Origin of the sequence: Flavobacterium segetis, assembly GCF_900129575.1 — a bacterium.
Classification (GTDB): domain Bacteria; phylum Bacteroidota; class Bacteroidia; order Flavobacteriales; family Flavobacteriaceae; genus Flavobacterium; species Flavobacterium segetis.
This window is the reverse complement of sequence record NZ_FQWE01000006.1, coordinates 127,484-143,672: the sequence shown is the minus strand read 5'-3', so window position 1 is coordinate 143,672 and position 16,189 is coordinate 127,484. Positions and strand designations below refer to the sequence as shown.

12 protein-coding genes are annotated in these 16,189 nt (G+C 32.0%); 2 read left to right on the top strand and 10 right to left on the bottom strand.

What is annotated here, in order from left to right; translation table 11 throughout:
- Positions 1 to 3: 3 nt before the first annotated feature.
- From BUA99_RS10220 to BUA99_RS10185, 8 genes are read right to left on the bottom strand one after another with little or no spacing between them, the layout of a single operon-like run.
- On the bottom strand, positions 4 to 1,119 hold the full coding sequence (locus tag BUA99_RS10220) for an efflux RND transporter periplasmic adaptor subunit (protein ID WP_072991753.1): 1,116 nt from the start codon (positions 1,117 to 1,119) through the stop codon (positions 4 to 6).
- A gap of 10 nt (positions 1,120 to 1,129) precedes the next feature.
- Positions 1,130 to 5,464 (bottom strand): CusA/CzcA family heavy metal efflux RND transporter, encoded by a 4,335-nt coding sequence (locus BUA99_RS10215; RefSeq protein WP_072991750.1) that lies wholly within the window; start codon positions 5,462 to 5,464, stop codon positions 1,130 to 1,132.
- Between the two features lie 55 nt (positions 5,465 to 5,519).
- Positions 5,520 to 6,914 carry a sensor histidine kinase gene (locus BUA99_RS10210; RefSeq protein ID WP_072991747.1) on the bottom strand — a complete coding sequence of 465 codons (1,395 nt, stop codon included), beginning with the start codon at positions 6,912 to 6,914 and terminating at the stop codon, positions 5,520 to 5,522.
- A 5-nt stretch (positions 6,915 to 6,919) separates the two neighbouring features.
- Positions 6,920 to 7,582, bottom strand: a complete 663-nt coding sequence (locus BUA99_RS10205) for a response regulator transcription factor (protein ID WP_072991745.1) — start codon at positions 7,580 to 7,582, stop codon at positions 6,920 to 6,922.
- A 27-nt stretch (positions 7,583 to 7,609) separates the two neighbouring features.
- The gene (locus BUA99_RS10200; RefSeq protein ID WP_072991743.1) at positions 7,610 to 8,983 is read right to left on the bottom strand and encodes a DUF3570 domain-containing protein; all 1,374 of its coding nucleotides are present in this window, start codon (positions 8,981 to 8,983) and stop codon (positions 7,610 to 7,612) included.
- A gap of 42 nt (positions 8,984 to 9,025) precedes the next feature.
- On the bottom strand, positions 9,026 to 9,238 hold the full coding sequence (locus tag BUA99_RS10195) for a DUF4266 domain-containing protein (protein ID WP_072991741.1): 213 nt from the start codon (positions 9,236 to 9,238) through the stop codon (positions 9,026 to 9,028).
- Between the two features lie 11 nt (positions 9,239 to 9,249).
- The gene (locus BUA99_RS10190; RefSeq protein ID WP_072991740.1) at positions 9,250 to 10,236 is read right to left on the bottom strand and encodes an FAD:protein FMN transferase; all 987 of its coding nucleotides are present in this window, start codon (positions 10,234 to 10,236) and stop codon (positions 9,250 to 9,252) included.
- Positions 10,233 to 10,670 (bottom strand): thioredoxin family protein, encoded by a 438-nt coding sequence (locus BUA99_RS10185; protein WP_072991738.1) that lies wholly within the window; start codon positions 10,668 to 10,670, stop codon positions 10,233 to 10,235. The genes BUA99_RS10190 and BUA99_RS10185 overlap by 4 nt, the downstream gene beginning before the upstream one ends.
- A gap of 164 nt (positions 10,671 to 10,834) precedes the next feature.
- Here BUA99_RS10185 and BUA99_RS10180 point away from each other — a divergent pair, with 164 nt between their 5' ends.
- Positions 10,835 to 12,934, top strand: a complete 2,100-nt coding sequence (locus tag BUA99_RS10180) for an LTA synthase family protein (RefSeq protein WP_072991737.1) — start codon at positions 10,835 to 10,837, stop codon at positions 12,932 to 12,934.
- A 488-nt stretch (positions 12,935 to 13,422) separates the two neighbouring features.
- Here BUA99_RS10180 and BUA99_RS10175 read toward each other — a convergent pair whose 3' ends face one another.
- Positions 13,423 to 14,421: a zinc dependent phospholipase C family protein gene (locus tag BUA99_RS10175; protein WP_072991735.1), complete on the bottom strand. Its 999-nt coding sequence runs from the start codon at positions 14,419 to 14,421 to the stop codon at positions 13,423 to 13,425.
- Positions 14,422 to 14,517: 96 nt separating this feature from the next.
- Between BUA99_RS10175 and BUA99_RS10170 the strand changes: the two genes are divergently transcribed.
- Positions 14,518 to 15,249 (top strand): YoaK family protein, encoded by a 732-nt coding sequence (locus BUA99_RS10170; RefSeq protein WP_072991733.1) that lies wholly within the window; start codon positions 14,518 to 14,520, stop codon positions 15,247 to 15,249.
- 5 nt (positions 15,250 to 15,254) lie between these two features.
- On the opposite strand, the gene BUA99_RS10165 is transcribed toward BUA99_RS10170, so the two are convergent.
- Positions 15,255 to 16,187: a YeiH family protein gene (locus tag BUA99_RS10165; protein ID WP_394333249.1), complete on the bottom strand. Its 933-nt coding sequence runs from the start codon at positions 16,185 to 16,187 to the stop codon at positions 15,255 to 15,257.
- Positions 16,188 to 16,189: the final 2 nt, after the last annotated feature.

The window sequence follows — 16,189 nt, the reverse complement described above, 5'->3', positions numbered from 1 at the left end:
TTTTTAGTTTGTTAATTCGAAAACACCTTTTGTTAAAATTTTGGAAGTCGCAGTTAAACTTGCATTTGGAAATATCTCTACAAATTTTTCTGATTTTTCTCCTACCTTCACAGCAACTTTTTTAAATGAATAACCGTCTTTCTCATTCTGTAGTAAAAGTACATAACTTTTATTTTCTTCATTAATCAAAGCCTCGGCAGGAATGGCAAGTCCTGTTTTTGAATCAACAATTATATTTGCTTCAACAAACATTCCTGTAATTAGTTTTTGTTTTATGTTTTCATCTAAGTGTGCATGAATGTTTATCGTTCTATCAGTACCTTCAATTGATTTCCCTACCAAATGCACTTCGGCATCAAACATTTCTGTTGAGGCTTCAGGAACTTTAAAGAATATTTTTTGACCCATTTTTACTTTTAAAATATCTTTTTCAAATACAGCTAACTCTAAGTGCAAGTGATCCGTATCCACAATCTCTAGAATCACATCAGATGGTGCAGCAAACATACCTACATTTGCATTCATAATCACGATATCGCCAGAAATTGGCGAGAAAATGGTGATTATAGAAGTTAGCTTTCCACTCTCTACGTCTCTTGGATTAATATTTAACAATACTAATTTAGCGCGTAAGCTTTGTGACATCGCTTTTGCTCTTCGAAAATCACTTTCGGCTTTTAAATAGTTTTTTTGCGAAGTTATATTTTCATCAAATAGTGTTTTTTGGCGATCGTATTCTGATTTTAGGAAAGTAAGTTGTTCAGTTACTTCCATATATTCCTTTTGGATATCTAAAAATTCAGTGCTTTGCAATGTCAATAATGCTTGACCTTTCTTCACTTTGTCGCCTACAAGAAGCGTAGTAGATTTTACATAACCACCAATAAACGTTGTCACTTTTGCTCTATTTTGAGGTGGAACATCAATTTTTCCAGCTGTTTTTATCATCACATCAAAATCTCGTTCAGTAGGATTACCTATTTCCATAGCTGATGCTTTAAATTGAGCTGCAGTTACTGTTGTAAACCCATCGCCTTTTGGCGCTTCTTCCTCTGTTTTTGATTCTTTGCAAGAGAATAAAACAAGTGATAAAGTGACTATATAAAGTATTTTTTTCATTATCGTTATCTTAAAAATTTAAATATTGGAAATCTAATTGGGTTTGGTTGTATTGCAATATAGTGTCTAAGTAATCAACTTGAATATTTACTGCATTTTCAAGACTTTGGATATACTGAAAAAAATCAATTTCTCCATTTTTATAACTGCTGTTAGCCACTTTTATAATCTCATCAGATAATTTTTTACCAAATGTATTATAGTAATTTATTGCCTCCTGGTATTTAGCTAATTCACTTGTTTTTTGTTTTACGTATTGATCAATTTTCAACTCTTCATTTTGTTTTTGTTGTTCCCAACTTTGCAATTCAAGCTGCGCTACTTTAGTTCTTGAGGTATTTCCAGAATAGAATAAGGGAATAGCAACGCCTACCTGAAAGCCATATAAAGATTGTGATAATCCCTTATTTTTCCCTTGGAAATAATCGATATTAATATCTGGTAACCAATGCTGTTTTTGTAAATTAATTTGATTTTCATATATCGCACTAAAACTTTCTAAGTACGCGATATGAACTATTTTACTTGTCTCATCTGTTGAAAGACTCAACGGAATGATCAAATTGTTTTTTATAAGTATTTCTTCATCCGTTTGAAGTAGTGATTGTAGCAATTCGTATTGTGCCTTTTTATCATTTTCAATCTGAGATAGTTTAGTTCTTATTTGTCTGAATTTTGCTTGAGCAGTAATTTTTTCTAAATAATTAGTTTCACCTAGCTCAAAACGTCTGTCGCTTGCTTTAGAAAAACTTTGATATAAACTATCCATGTAACGATAGAGTTTCTCCTGATTTTGTAAGTAAACAATATGCTGATATGATTTAGAGACATCAAGAGAGAGCTTATTTTTTTTAATTTCAAAATTAGCTTTCTCGTTTTCATATTGTGATGTAAAAACTCTTTTTTGCGCTGCATAAACGGTTGGGAATGCAAAACGTTGTTGTACCCCAAAAACACGTAATGGCTCATCATTTGACGCTAAATTATTTTGATCATAACTATAATAAACATTAGTTTTATCAAAAGTATAAGCCGTTTTAATAGCCGCTTTTGTTTTATCGACTTGTAATTGTGCCGCCTTAATTCCTTTATTACTCTGAAAAGCTTTTGAAAGCAAAGTATCTAATTCTGAATTTGGATTTTGTGCAAAACCTACAGAAGAAGCTAACAAGAATAAAATAATATAGGTTGTGTTTTGATGTATTTTAAACTTAGCTTTTTTATGTTCGGCACGATCAAGCATTTTATACAAAATAGGTAACACAATCATAGTTAAAATAGTTGCTGTCAGCAAACCACCAATCACTACTGTTGCTAAAGGGCGCTGTACTTCTGCTCCAGCTGATGATGAAATTGCCATTGGTAAAAAACCTAGAGCTGCTGCTGATGCGGTTAATAATACAGCACGCAATCTATCAGTAGTCCCTTTTTTAATTAATTCATCAATATCTTTCATTCCTTGATGTTTAAGTTCTTTAAAATGTTCGATGAGTACAATTCCATTTAATACGGCAATACCAAATAGTGCAATAAAACCAACTCCTGCAGAAATACTGAATGGTAAATCACGAATCCATAAAAACAGCACCCCACCAACAGCAGATAAAGGAATTGCAGAATAAACCATCAATGCTTCTTTCACGGATCCAAAAGCAAAATATAAAAGGACAAAAATTAATAATAAAGCAACAGGAACAGCAAGCATTAATCGCGCCTTAGCACTTTGTAAGTTTTCAAACTGACCTCCATATTTCACATAATATCCAGCGGGTAACTTAATTTTACTATCTACTATTTTTTGAACATCGGCCACAACGCTTTGTAAATCTCGATTTCTAACATTTATTCCTACTACAATTAATCTGTTTGTGTTTTCTCGCGAAATTTTTGCAGGACCTTCGGTGTATTCAATTGAAGCCATCTCACTCAAAGGAATTTGTTCTCCAGAAGGCGTAGATATATACAAATTACGTAAATCCTCAATATCATGTCGATTGGCTTCCGCTAAACGAACAACCATATCAAAACGTTTTTCACCTTCAAATATGTTTCCAACTGTTTTTCCCGCGAAGCCAAGAGCGATCATTACATTTAAATCTGAAATATTTAATCCGTAACGAGCAATTTTAGACCGATCATAAACCACAGACATTTGAGGTAAACCTTCTGTTTTTTCAATAATAATGTCTGATGCTCCTTCTACTTTTGCAATTGCTTCTTTTATTTCATGTGCTTTTCTAGCCAAAATATTCAAATCATCACCAAAAATCTTTACAGCAACATCAGAGCGAGATCCAGAAATTAACTCGTTGAAACGCATTTCAATAGGTTGCGTAAATTCAATTTCCATATTTGGAATTTCTTTCTCTAACGCTATTTTAATTTTATCTGCCAATTCATCTTTACTAGATGCGGAAGTCCATTCAGACTTCGGCTTTAACTTTACTATAACATCACTTTCTTCCATAGACATGGGATCTGTAGGTACTTCAGCAGCACCTATTCTACTTACCACTTGATTAACTTCTGGAAAATTCTTAAGAATTATTTTCTCGATTTGTGTCGTTGTCGCAATCGTTTTTGATAATGAAGTTCCTGTTTTTAAAACGGGCTGAATTACAAAATCGCCCTCATCTAATGTTGGAATAAACTCTCCTCCCATTGTTGCAAATAATCCACCTGCCAGCAATAACAGTCCTAAAGCTCCAAACAAGACTTTTTTCGTATTACCAATTGCCCAAGTAATTATAGGCAAATACCAAGAATTAAGTTTACGTATTAATTTACTCGAAATAGATTTTGGGTTTTCAGCAACTGGTTTTAAAAACAAAGAAGAGACCACGGGAACATAAGTAAAACATAGAATCATAGCACCAATTAAAGCAAAACTGAAAGTTATCGCCATTGGTCTAAACATTTTTCCTTCGATCCCTGAGAGGGAGAGAATTGGAATAAAAACAATCAAAATAATAAGCTGGCCAAAAACAGCCGAATTCATCATTTTAGAAGCGCTTTTATAAGTGATCTGGTCTATTTGCAACTGACGTTCTTCTTTTTCAAGACCAACTAAATGAGCTGATTTACTTGCTATTTGGAAGGCAATAAACTCAACAATAATTACCGCGCCGTCGATTATAATTCCGAAATCAATAGCTCCTAAGCTCATTAAATTAGCATCAATGCCAAAAATATTCATAAAAGTAATGGCAAATAATAAGCATAAAGGGATTACCGAAGCAACCACTAACCCTGATCGCCAGTTTCCTAATAATAATACCACTACAAAAATTACTATTAAGCAACCTAAAATTAAATTTTCAGCTACAGTAAAAGTAGTTTTCCCTACAAGTTCGCTTCTTTCTAAAAACCCGTTAATGTAAACACCTTCTGGCAATGATTTTTGAATTTCGGCAACTCGGTTTTTTACATCGTCTATAACTTGTTTAGAGTTTCCACCTTTTAGCATCATTACTTGACCTAAGACCTTTTCGCCTTCACCGTTTCCGGTTATTGCTCCAAAACGATTGGCATGACCAAAACGTACTTCTGCTACATTTTTGATATAAACTGGAATTCCGTTGTTATTATTAACAACAATATTGCCTATATCATCAAGGGATTTTACTTTTCCTTCTCCTCGAATAAAAAAACTTTGATTTACTTTTTCAATATAAGCACCACCAGCAATGCTATTATTTTTCTCTAATGCTGTAAAAACTGCGCTTGTTGTAATATTCATTGCTTTTAATCGCGCTGGATCAATCGCTATTTCATATTGTTTTAAGTAGCCACCCCAAGTGTTGATCTCCACAACCCCTTTTATACCTGATAATTGGCGTTTTACTACCCAATCCTGAATTGTTCTTAAATCACTTACTGAATAATTATCCTTGAATTCAGGTTTTACTTCTAATGTGTATTGATATATTTCTCCAAGACCTGTAGTAATTGGTCCCATTTCAGGTGCGCCAAACCCCTCGGGAATTTTCTCGGAGGCTGCCTTAATTTTTTCAGCAATAAGTTGTCTTGGTAGGTAGGTTCCTAAACCATCTTCAAAAACGATGGTAACTACCGATAAACCAAACTTAGAAATAGAACGAATTTCAGTTACTCCCGGCAGATTTGCCATTTCAATCTCAACAGGATAAGTAATATACTGCTCAATGTCCTGAGTAGAAAGATTTCCAGAAGTTGTAATTACTTGAACTTGATTGTTAGTTACATCCGGAACGGCGCCAATAGAAATTTGAAATACAGAAAACAATCCAAATCCAAAAATTCCTAAAGTGAAAAGCAAAACAATGAGTTTGTTTTTTAAACTGAAAGCTATAATTTTTTCGAGCATTTTATTTTATTTACAGTTCAAAAGTAATCTTTAAAGATACCATTTTCCTTAAGAACTACTTAAGTTCCGCTTTGGGTAAACTTAAAATTACCTTTGTACCTATATTTTCTTGACTGTTTACGTTGATTTTAATAGAAAGTAAAGAGCACAATCGTTGTACTATTGAAAGACCTAAACCAGTTCCTTTAATTTCTGGATGATCACCTGATTTTGAGCGGTAAAAAGGATTAAAAACTCGTTCTAAATCTTCTTTTGGAATTCCAATTCCGGTATCGTTGATGTGACATTCTATTTTAGAACCGATTTCTTTAACTAGAATTGTTAGGTCTCCATTTACTTTTGAATATTTCACAGCATTAGAAATCAAATTATTAATGACAATTGAAAATAAATAACTATCCGTATCAAAATAAAAATCATTAGAAAAATCAGTAAAAACAGTTATTCTTTTTAATTTTATAGCAGCTGAATACCGTGCAATTATATCTAAAAATAACGCGTTCAAATATACTTTTTCGGTTTTAAGTGTTTGTTTTTGGTTTTCAAAACGTGCTAGTAGTAGCAATTGATCTACTAAATTATTGAGACGATTGACTTCATTTACACAAAAATTGATCTTGTCTTCATATTCAGCTGCATTGCGCGGTTTACGAATTAAAACTTCAAGCGTTCCTTTAATAACCGTGAGCGGTGTTCTTAATTCATGTGAGGCATCCGAAGTAAATTGTTTTTCTCGCTCAACCGCAGATTCAATTCGATCTAGTAAGCTATTAATAGTCTTTGATAAAACAAATAACTCATCCTTATTTAGCGGTAGCGGAATTCTAGAAATTAAATTATCTTTAGTAATGCTGTTAGAGGTATTTATAATCGAATTTATTGGTTTGATACTTCGCCCAGCAATAAATCTTGCGATTAAAAAAAGTAAAAGTAATATTAAAGGATAAGCAATAATCAATATTTCTGATAGATTTTGCAAAACAAGTGCTGCACCTTCCAGCGACATAGCAATCATTAAATAACCTATAATTTGAGAGTTTTGATAAATAGGAACCTGAATTTGCCTAATCTTATTTCCTAAAATAGTGGTATCAAAGAAAATATTATTACCAATTTTTTTATTAAAGTAAAGTTTCTCATTTTTAAGATTAGGTGATTTTTCAATCAATTTTTCATTTTTATCTAAAAACTGAATAAAAACAGGATTTACATCGACTGTATTATGCTCGCGCTCCTCCCATTCCTCCATATGAATTAATGAAAACGTATAGTTTTTAATTTCTATTTCGTTTAAATGATTTTCAACTTCTTTCGAAATATCGGTATTTAAATGATTGTATACACTTAATTTAACAATAGAATAAATGACAAGAAACACTACAAAAATTAATAATGCTGTAGTAATAATGTAATTGGAAGCAATTCTGTTTTTGAAGGAAAGTTTTTGCATAATATTTAGTCATTGGCAATATAGCCTACACCACGTACGGTTTTTATGTAATCTTCTTCTATTTTTAAATTCAATTTCTTACGTATTGCATTAATAAAAACATCAATAACGCCAGTATCATATTCGAAGTGAATGTCCCAAACATCTTCTATAATTTGAGTGCGAGTACATACTTTGCCTTTATTTTTTACTAAATAGGTCAAAAGCTCAAATTCGCGTTGTGTCAAAGCTACTTCATTTTCATTAACTAAAACCTTGTGTTTAACTAAATCAATTTCTATTGTTCCAAGTGTTAATATTTCTTCTTGCTTTTGATTTCTAAAATGAATTTTAACACGCTCCACTAATTCATCAAAACTAAATGGTTTTTTAATATAGTCATTGGCACCGGCTTTTAGTCCTTCAATAGTTTCTTGAATAGTATCTTTGGCAGTCAAAAAAATAATTGGCGTATTATTATTTTTAAGTCGTATTGATTTACAAAGTTCTAAGCCGCTCATTTTTGGCAGCATCCAGTCCAACAAAATCAAATCAAAATTTTGTTTCTGAATAATTTCAAATCCTTGTAGACCGTCAGCAGCACTACTTATTTGATAGCCTTCCTCTTCTAATCCCTGTTTGAGAAATTGTACAATTCCAGCCTCATCTTCTACTATTAATATGTGCATTAGTTGTATTTTTTGTAAAATTACGGATTATTGCATTGAGAATTTGAACGCGATAGTTGCGATATTAGCTTTTAAGTTATCACTTCGTTCATAATGATTGAATCGTAAATCAATATTTTTAAGTCCAAATTCCCAAATTTTTGTAGCAGTAAAAATATCAGTATAATTAATACCAAAACCATATTGGTTAGCATCAAATGCAGCTAAGTCAGCATCTGAGGTATAAAATTTCTCTGTTGATAAATGAGTTTCATAAGGGGCGTAATACTTTGAAGCGGTTTGCGTATAATAGCGATACATAGGAAAAAAAGTAAATTTATCAGATAATTTTATAGGAAGCTCAATGCTTGCCGTGTGCGCTTGAATATCCCAATTATCAGAATAAAAACGATAGTAAGTTCGTACAATAAAACGTTCATTGATGTAATAATTTAGCCTTGCTCCTAAGGGTAATTTGAAACGAGAGTCGGGCAATCTTTCAATATCGTCTGCAAGTTTGTAAACTCCGGCATTACTAACACTCTCATAAGTATTAATGAACTGGGGTTGACCAATATAATAATTAGCTTTATCAGCAAAATAGATTCGGTGATAAGGAGTTGATAATAATCCTTGCTGTTGCACAATATCAGCAAAAAGAGAAACTTGCAATTTTTTAGACAGAACCTGAGAAAACTCTAAAGATGCTGAAAATGAATTTCTATTTACGCTTTTTATGGTTTGAAAAGCTGTTGGCGCATAAGCAACTGTAACTAAGCTGTTTTGATCATAAATAGTTCGTCCAGCTAAATAACCTTGGTTGACAAAGTTAGAACCATACGTTGCATATTCATCTAATTCCTTAGGATATATAGGTCGCCACTGATCTAAGTAAGCATTCACTTTTAAACTTAGCTCTGTGTTTTTTTCATTAAAAAGGCTCGCAATTCCGCCACCAAAACCTATCGAAGTATAATCGTATTCATTTGAAAATGAAAGATCAGTATTCCAAATAAAATTTCTAGAATCGCTACTATGACTATAATTTACAACAGCAGAAACGAGCTGATCACTTTGTGAAGCACCAGAGGAAGCTTGCCAAGGCGTAGGATTTGTACCAGAATCAAATGGATTAATATTACTAGAAGAGGCTGATGTATACGCTGATAATCCCAAATCAACAGTTAAAACATCATCATCGTTCAATGGCATTGCCACAATAATATTTGAAGCTAAATCAGTAAGTTTCTCTGAACCTATTCCGCCAGAGACCGCTGATTTTGCACCGTCCTGATTGTAATAACTGGCTAAAAAGTCAACTTCTGTACTTTCTAGTACTCTTCTTTTAAACACTGGTTCTTTATCCTGTGCAAACACAGAAACTGAAATAAGCATAACAAGAGCAATACTATTTATTTTCATTTTTGTTGAGTTAATTTTTTGAGATTAATTATGATCTTTTTATTAATTGCAACCACATCCACCACCAGATTTTCCACCATTGGCCCCAGCTGCAGCTTCGCGATAAACCTGAAATGCCGTTTCATAGCGTTCCGCAGTTCTAGCTGTTAGCTTCATATCAGGATCATTTATTTTTTCTTTTTCGTACTCTTTAACTGAGCTACAAGACTGCATTACCACTATTGTAAAAAATACAAATACTATTTTCTTTATCATCTATAAGGAGTTTATTTGTTATAATTTTTAATGTCAATCCCTTTTGAGGAATGAATTTTACCTCTATCGTCAACAATTATGCATTCAATACCTTTTATTTGGTTAATAAGATCTAAACCTACCTCTACTCCCATTACAAAAATTCCTGTTGCCATGGCATCTGCTATTTCGGTTTGTTTTGCAAAAACGGAAACGCTAACAATTCCAGTTGCTGGATAACCCGTGCGAGGATCTATGATATGCGAGTAACGAATTCCGTTGAATATCACATATTTTTCATAACTCCCAGAAGTTTCCACAGCATTATCCTCTAAAGGAAATGTAGCGAATACTTTATTTTTATTTAGAGGATTTATTATTCCTATTGTCCATAGTTTCCCATCAGGTTGCTTTCCCCACGCGTTAATATCTCCGGATACATTTACGAGTCCCGAAGTACAGCCCTTAGAAAAAAGTAATTCCTTTATCTTATCAGCAATAAAACCTTGTCCTATTCCACCTAAGCCTAATTTCATTCCGTTTATTTTCAGAAAGATAGTTTGAGTTTTTGAGTTTAAAATAACATTTTTAAAACCAATTTTTTCGACAGACTTTTTAATTGCTTCCGCCGATGGCATTGTTTTCATACTTCCATCAAATTTCCAAATTTTATCCATGGAAGCATAAGAAATATCAAAAGCTCCCTTTGTAATTTGAGAAATTTTGAGTGCTCTTTCTACTAAATCAAAAACTTCTTGATTTACTTTTACTGGCTTTATACCAGCATTTTTGTTCACCTCTGATATTTGAGTTGACGGAATCCAATCAGAAATTAAATTTTCTATTCGCTTTGTTTCGGCTACAGCCAAATTAATATATTCGTTAGCCATCATTGTATCTTTTGCAACAACAGTGACTTCAAACGGACTTCCTAGCATGTACAGTTTTCTTTTATGCGCAATTTGGGCAAGGGCCGAAAAACTAAATAAAGCAAATGCTATCAGTACTAAATTTTTCATTGTTTTTCGAAAGAATGAATGAGTTGAATATACTCCTGAGATGAAACATTTTTATAACCAGTAATCCCTAAAACTGTTCCTGACTTATCTAAAAGGAGTACCAAAGGAAAATTCCCTGATTTATTATACCTATCTGCTAACTTTTTATTACTTGCAGTTAAATCACCAGACAATAAATTTGCTTTTTTCTTCGGAAAATCAGCTCTATAAATTATCCAATTTTGATCTGCTTCTTTTTTGAACTCTTCAGATTGCCAAATAGTTTTATCTAATTTTATGCAGGGAGCACACCAATCAGATCCTGAAAATACGAGTAAAATATTTTTATTTTCGCTTGCAGCTTGTTTCTTTGCAACCTCAAAATCAGATTTCCAGTTTTGAGAATATCCCAATGATACCAGAAAAAGAAACAATAAAACAATACTTTTTTTCATTTTGAGAAGAGTTTTAAATTTGAATAAATTTATTCTATTTATTAACTTCCATAACAAGAGTAGAATATCTTAAGCTAAAATTAATTTTAATGAAAATTTACCTTGACTAATCAAGTAAATTTGCTAATTAATTCTACTTTTACTCAAAAAATAACATAATTAATATGAGTTTATTAAAGAAAGCATCGCCATTTTTTTACTTATTGTTGTTCTATATTATAATAAGTTTGACCGTTAGGACCATTCTCTTCTTTCATCCTATAACTCAATCTACATTTTCAGCTGTAGATACATTTTCATTATTTCTATTTGGACTTTTATCGGACTTTTTTGTTTTCATTTTGGTAAGTAGCTTATTATGGCTTTATCTTATTTTTATTTCTAATTCGAAATATTATAAACCTTATGGTTATATAATTTTTGGTGTTTTTATCACTTTATTTCTTTATGTATTATCAGGAAAATCCATCCTTAATGAGTACGGTGGTGCATTGCCAAAGATTGGTCTTGTATTCGTTGGTTTAAAAACATTACTTTTTGGATTACTTCTATTTTTACCAAAATTTCGAAATCAGATTCGGTTTTGGCTATTTTCATTTGTTATTTTTCTTTACGTAGTTTTGATTTTACAAAACGGGATTAGCGAATACTTTTTTTGGAATGAATTTGGAGTCAAATACAATTTTATTGCAGTAAACTATCTCATATATACGAATGAAGTAATAGGAAATATAATGGAGTCTTATCCAGTAATTCCTATCTTCTCTGCATTGTTTATTATTGCTGGCTCAGTTACCTACTTCATTGTAAAAAAATCAAAGAATTATATTCAAAATATTCCAACATTTATTGAAAAAATAAAAATTTCTGGAGTTTACTTTTTACTTTTTGGTTTGTCTTTACTGCTAATTCCGACGTTATCAATTAAGGAAAATTCTCAAAATATTTTTGCTAATGAATTGCAAGCTAATGGACTTTATAAGTTTTATCTAGCATTTATGAATAGTGAATTAGATTATTTTAAATTTTACAAAACAGTTCCAAATAGCGAAGCATTTGCGCAATTAAAAACACAAATACCATCAATTTCAGGAGAAACTACTTTGCGTCAAATAACAAGCAATGCAGCAGAAATTAAAAAGAACGTAGTATTAATAACTATAGAAAGTTACAGCGCTGAATTCATGGAAATGTATGGAAACGAACAAAAAATCACTCCTTTTCTCGACAGTTTAGCCAAACAAAGTTTAGTTTTTACTAATTTGTATGCTGTAGGAAATAGAACAGTACGTGGTCTCGAGGCGGTAACTTTGTGTTTTCCTCCAACGGCAGGAGAAAGCGTAGTGAAGAGAAAGGACAACAAAAATAAATTTTCAACAGGATCTATTTTTAGAAAAAAAGGATACGACGTCAAATACATGTATGGTGGTGACGCATTTTTTGACAATATGGAAGACTTTTTTGCTGGTAATAATTACGATATTGTCGACAAAAAAACATTTAAACCCAACGAAATTACATTTGATAATATTTGGGGAGTGTGTGATGAAGATATGTACAATAAAGCGATAAAAATAATGAATCAAGAAGGACAATCAGGAAAGCCTTTTTTTAATCATATAATGACTGTTAGTAATCATAGGCCTTTTACGTATCCTAATGGAAAAATTGATATTCCAGGCGATGCAAAATCTCGCGACGGTGGCGTAAAATATACCGATTTTGCGATGAAAAAATTCTTTGAAATGGCCAGGAAGCAGCCTTGGTTTAATAACACTGTTTTTGTAATCGTTGCTGACCATTGTGCTTCAAGTGCAGGAAAAACCGAATTACCAGCTGATAAATATAGGATTCCAGCTATGATCTATAGTCCAGGTTTTGTAGCGCCTCAATATTATAATAACTTAATGTCTCAAATTGATGTTATGCCTACAGTTTTAGGATTATTAAATTTCAATTATCAAAGTAAGTTTTATGGTCAAGACGTATTAAAATTCGATTATAGACCTCGAGCACTTATTGCCACCTATCAGGATTTAGGTTTGATAAAAGATAATATTCTTACCATAATTTCTCCTAAGCAAAAAGTCAAACAATTTCAGTTGACCTTAAGATCAGGTCAGAAAGTAGCGCCAGAATTTCAAATATTTTATGATCAAGTGCCCCTAAAGCAAGAACGAATAGATTTAGTTAATGAGACTATTTCCTACTATCAAACTGCTTCAGATATTTTAAAAAATAAAAAATATCAAAAAATTAACTAAGTAATTTCAAGAAAATGATGTCGCTATTTTTTATCCTATAAGCCATATAAGTTTTAAGTATAATTTTCTTTAAGTCTTGAATTTTATATGGGTAGCGAATCGTCGATTAGTGTATATTTAAGAACATATAAGTACCAAAACTAAGACCGATAAATAACGCGATAAATTGTTGCTGTAACTTTCTCTAAAAAATTGGATGCGATAGTTTTCATTATCAATTTCTTTTGTCGTAGCTGTAGTAAATACTTTTCGCTTTTATTGTATGAGATCCCTACAAGAAAACCTCATAAACAGCACATAGTATTACAAATCAATTTGTGTAATTTGTGTAATTTGTGGTTAAAGAAATAAATTCATTCATAAAAGATGTAGCGCAATAAAAAATCATCCTCCTAAAAATTAGATTATAGAAAAATATTAATCAATTATCTAGCATAAAAAACGGCTGAGAATTATATCTCAACCGTTTTTTATCTGTTTACACAAGCTTACTCTTTTTCATTTATTAATCCAAAAAGTTTACCGTGTTCAAATGCTTTTAAATCTTTCTTTAAGAATTTTTTATTGCGTTTTGTAAGCTCGTTAGCGTCAAGCTTGCTTAAATCTGGTTTACCAGCATTGATCCAAGCTGTATACCAAAAACTAGCGGTAACCGTAATCGCTTTTTTCATTTGCTTTTCTACCATTCCGTTTAATTCCGAGTGAAATCTAGCAGCATACTCGTCAGAATATAATGTACCACCGTAGCGATTTTTTACTATTACACCATTATCATCGGTTACAAATATTTTATTTTCAGGAGTAGAAGTTCTTAATTTTTTATCAGCTGCCAAAAGAGGTTCAACTAAACTATGCGTATCAAACATCAATTCCCAAATTGCTTTATCTACATTCTCTAGATAAATGCCTTGAGAGACGTTTAATTTATAATCTTTAACAAATAGTTCTGGCAAACGGCTTTCCCACAAAGAATGAATTCCTTTTTGATTGGTATTTTGTCCATCGTGATTATCAGAAGTATGCAAAGGCATGTGCGCATCGGCAATGTAATGACCTAAATCTGCGGCAATGAATAAAATTTCGTTCTTTCTTTTATCTTTAAACGCTTTTGTTAATTTAGTCATCAAATCTTGAATATGCCATGGCAGAATTCCGCTTTTATCTAAGAACTTGTCATCGTATTTTTTTCTGGCTTCTTCCATCGTTTTTGGAAAAGTAGTAACATCACCAAAGTTTTCCATATCAAAATAATGACGTGGAGGCTCGGCTTTGTCATTTAACACATTTCGTCTTAAATCTGGCACTGTCGATTCCTGCGTAATATAATCAATATGATTATAAAAGAAAGTTTGTAATGGAGCAGGCAATGCTAAAACTGCTCCTCTATTGATGCGTTCATGTCCGATAACGCCCCAAGACAAAAGTAAAACCGCAACAAATACTGCAGATAATGTAATAAATGTAGGTCTAAGTCTAAAATTTTTCATTAAATTTATTTTTTGAGAGACAAATGTATTTCATTAAATCGTTACTTAAAAAAAAAGCTTTTAAGATTCTGTTAAATAAATTAGAAAACAATAAATATGTTTCGACATCAAGGAAAAAACAGAACTTTTATACATAATTTACGCTTAGCTACTTTGTTATCATTTGTCGCTGGAATAGTAAATATTACGGGCGTACTAGCAATACAAACTTTAACAACTAATGTGACTGGTCATTTTGCTTTTTTTGCTGAGGAGATAATGAAACGCGATTATAAGGCTGCTTTTACATTTTTCGTTTTAACGCTGTTCTTTCTTTTAGGCGCGTTTATTTCCAGTTTGCTAGCTGAACTTTCCTCTAAAAATAATCCTGATTTATCTCATGTAATTCCTATTTCACTTGAAATGTTAATCTTAGTGAGCGTTGGTTATTTTGGATCAAAAACTGACCTATCGAGTTTTGAAGGAAAATGGATTGCTTTTTCAATGCTTTTTGCAATGGGAATGCAAAATGCAATGGTAACAAAGATTTCGCAATCCATTGTTAGAACTACCCATTTGACGGGTCTTTTCACCGATTTAGGAATTGAACTATCACAGTTATTTTTTTACAAAAAACCAATTGAAAATAAAAAACTAAAAACGAGTATTGATCTTAGAATTTCTATTATTACTTTCTTTTTTCTAGGTTGTTTTTTGGGTGGTTTCGCTTTTCATGCGTTACAAATGAAAACGCTATTTATTGCGGTTGCATTCCTTTTATTAGCACTTTTATATGATTATATTCGCTTACAATTTCATGTTATTAAGCGGAAAACTTTAAGGCGATAGTAAAACTAACTGAATTTAATTATAAAAAGCAAAGCAGCAGTACCAATAAATATCCAAAGTAAAACACCCTGAAAAAATGGTTTTAATCCTACTGATTTTAAAACATTAAAATTTAGTCCAGCACCAATCAAAAATAGAGTCAGTGTTAACCCTATTTTAGCAATATTTACTAAATAAGGAGCAACAAGCGCCGTTTGAGGAACATAAGTATTTAGTAGCATTGCCAGGATAAAAAGACCAATAAAATAAGGTGTTTTCACTTTACTCGATTTATTTTTAAACAAAACTGATGTAAACAAAGCGACAGGAATGATCCACAAAGCTCTAGCTAATTTTACAGTAGTTGCAATTTGGAGAGCTTCGGTGCCGTACTTATTGGCTGCGCCTACTACTGAACTCGTGTCATGAATTCCTATAGCACACCATAATCCAAATTCTTGCTGACTTAAATTTAACCAATGCCCTACAGCTGGAAATAAAAACAAAGCAATAGAATTCAAAATAAAAATAACTCCCAGTGCTACCGATGTTTGCTTTTCGTCTGACTTAATAACTGGAGCAATAGCTGCGATGGCACTACCTCCGCAAATAGCGGTACCGCAAGAGATTAGATGAGAAGTTTTTTGTTCAATATTCAACCATTTACCGATAAAATAACCTAAAATCAAAGTACTAATTAAAGAGGCAATCGTGAAAATAAATCCTTCTTTTCCAGCTGCTAAAGCAGTGTTCACATTCATTCCAAACCCAAGTCCTACTACTGAAATTTGAAGTAAGATAGTTGTGGCCTTATGATTTAAATCTAAAAAAGGATTACCAGTGAGATTTGCAATAACTAAACCCAGTAGCAATGCGATAGGAGGCGAAATAAGTCCGGAAAGACATAAAATTATTAATAAAAGAAATATGATTTTTTGAAACTTTAAACTCAATTGAATAA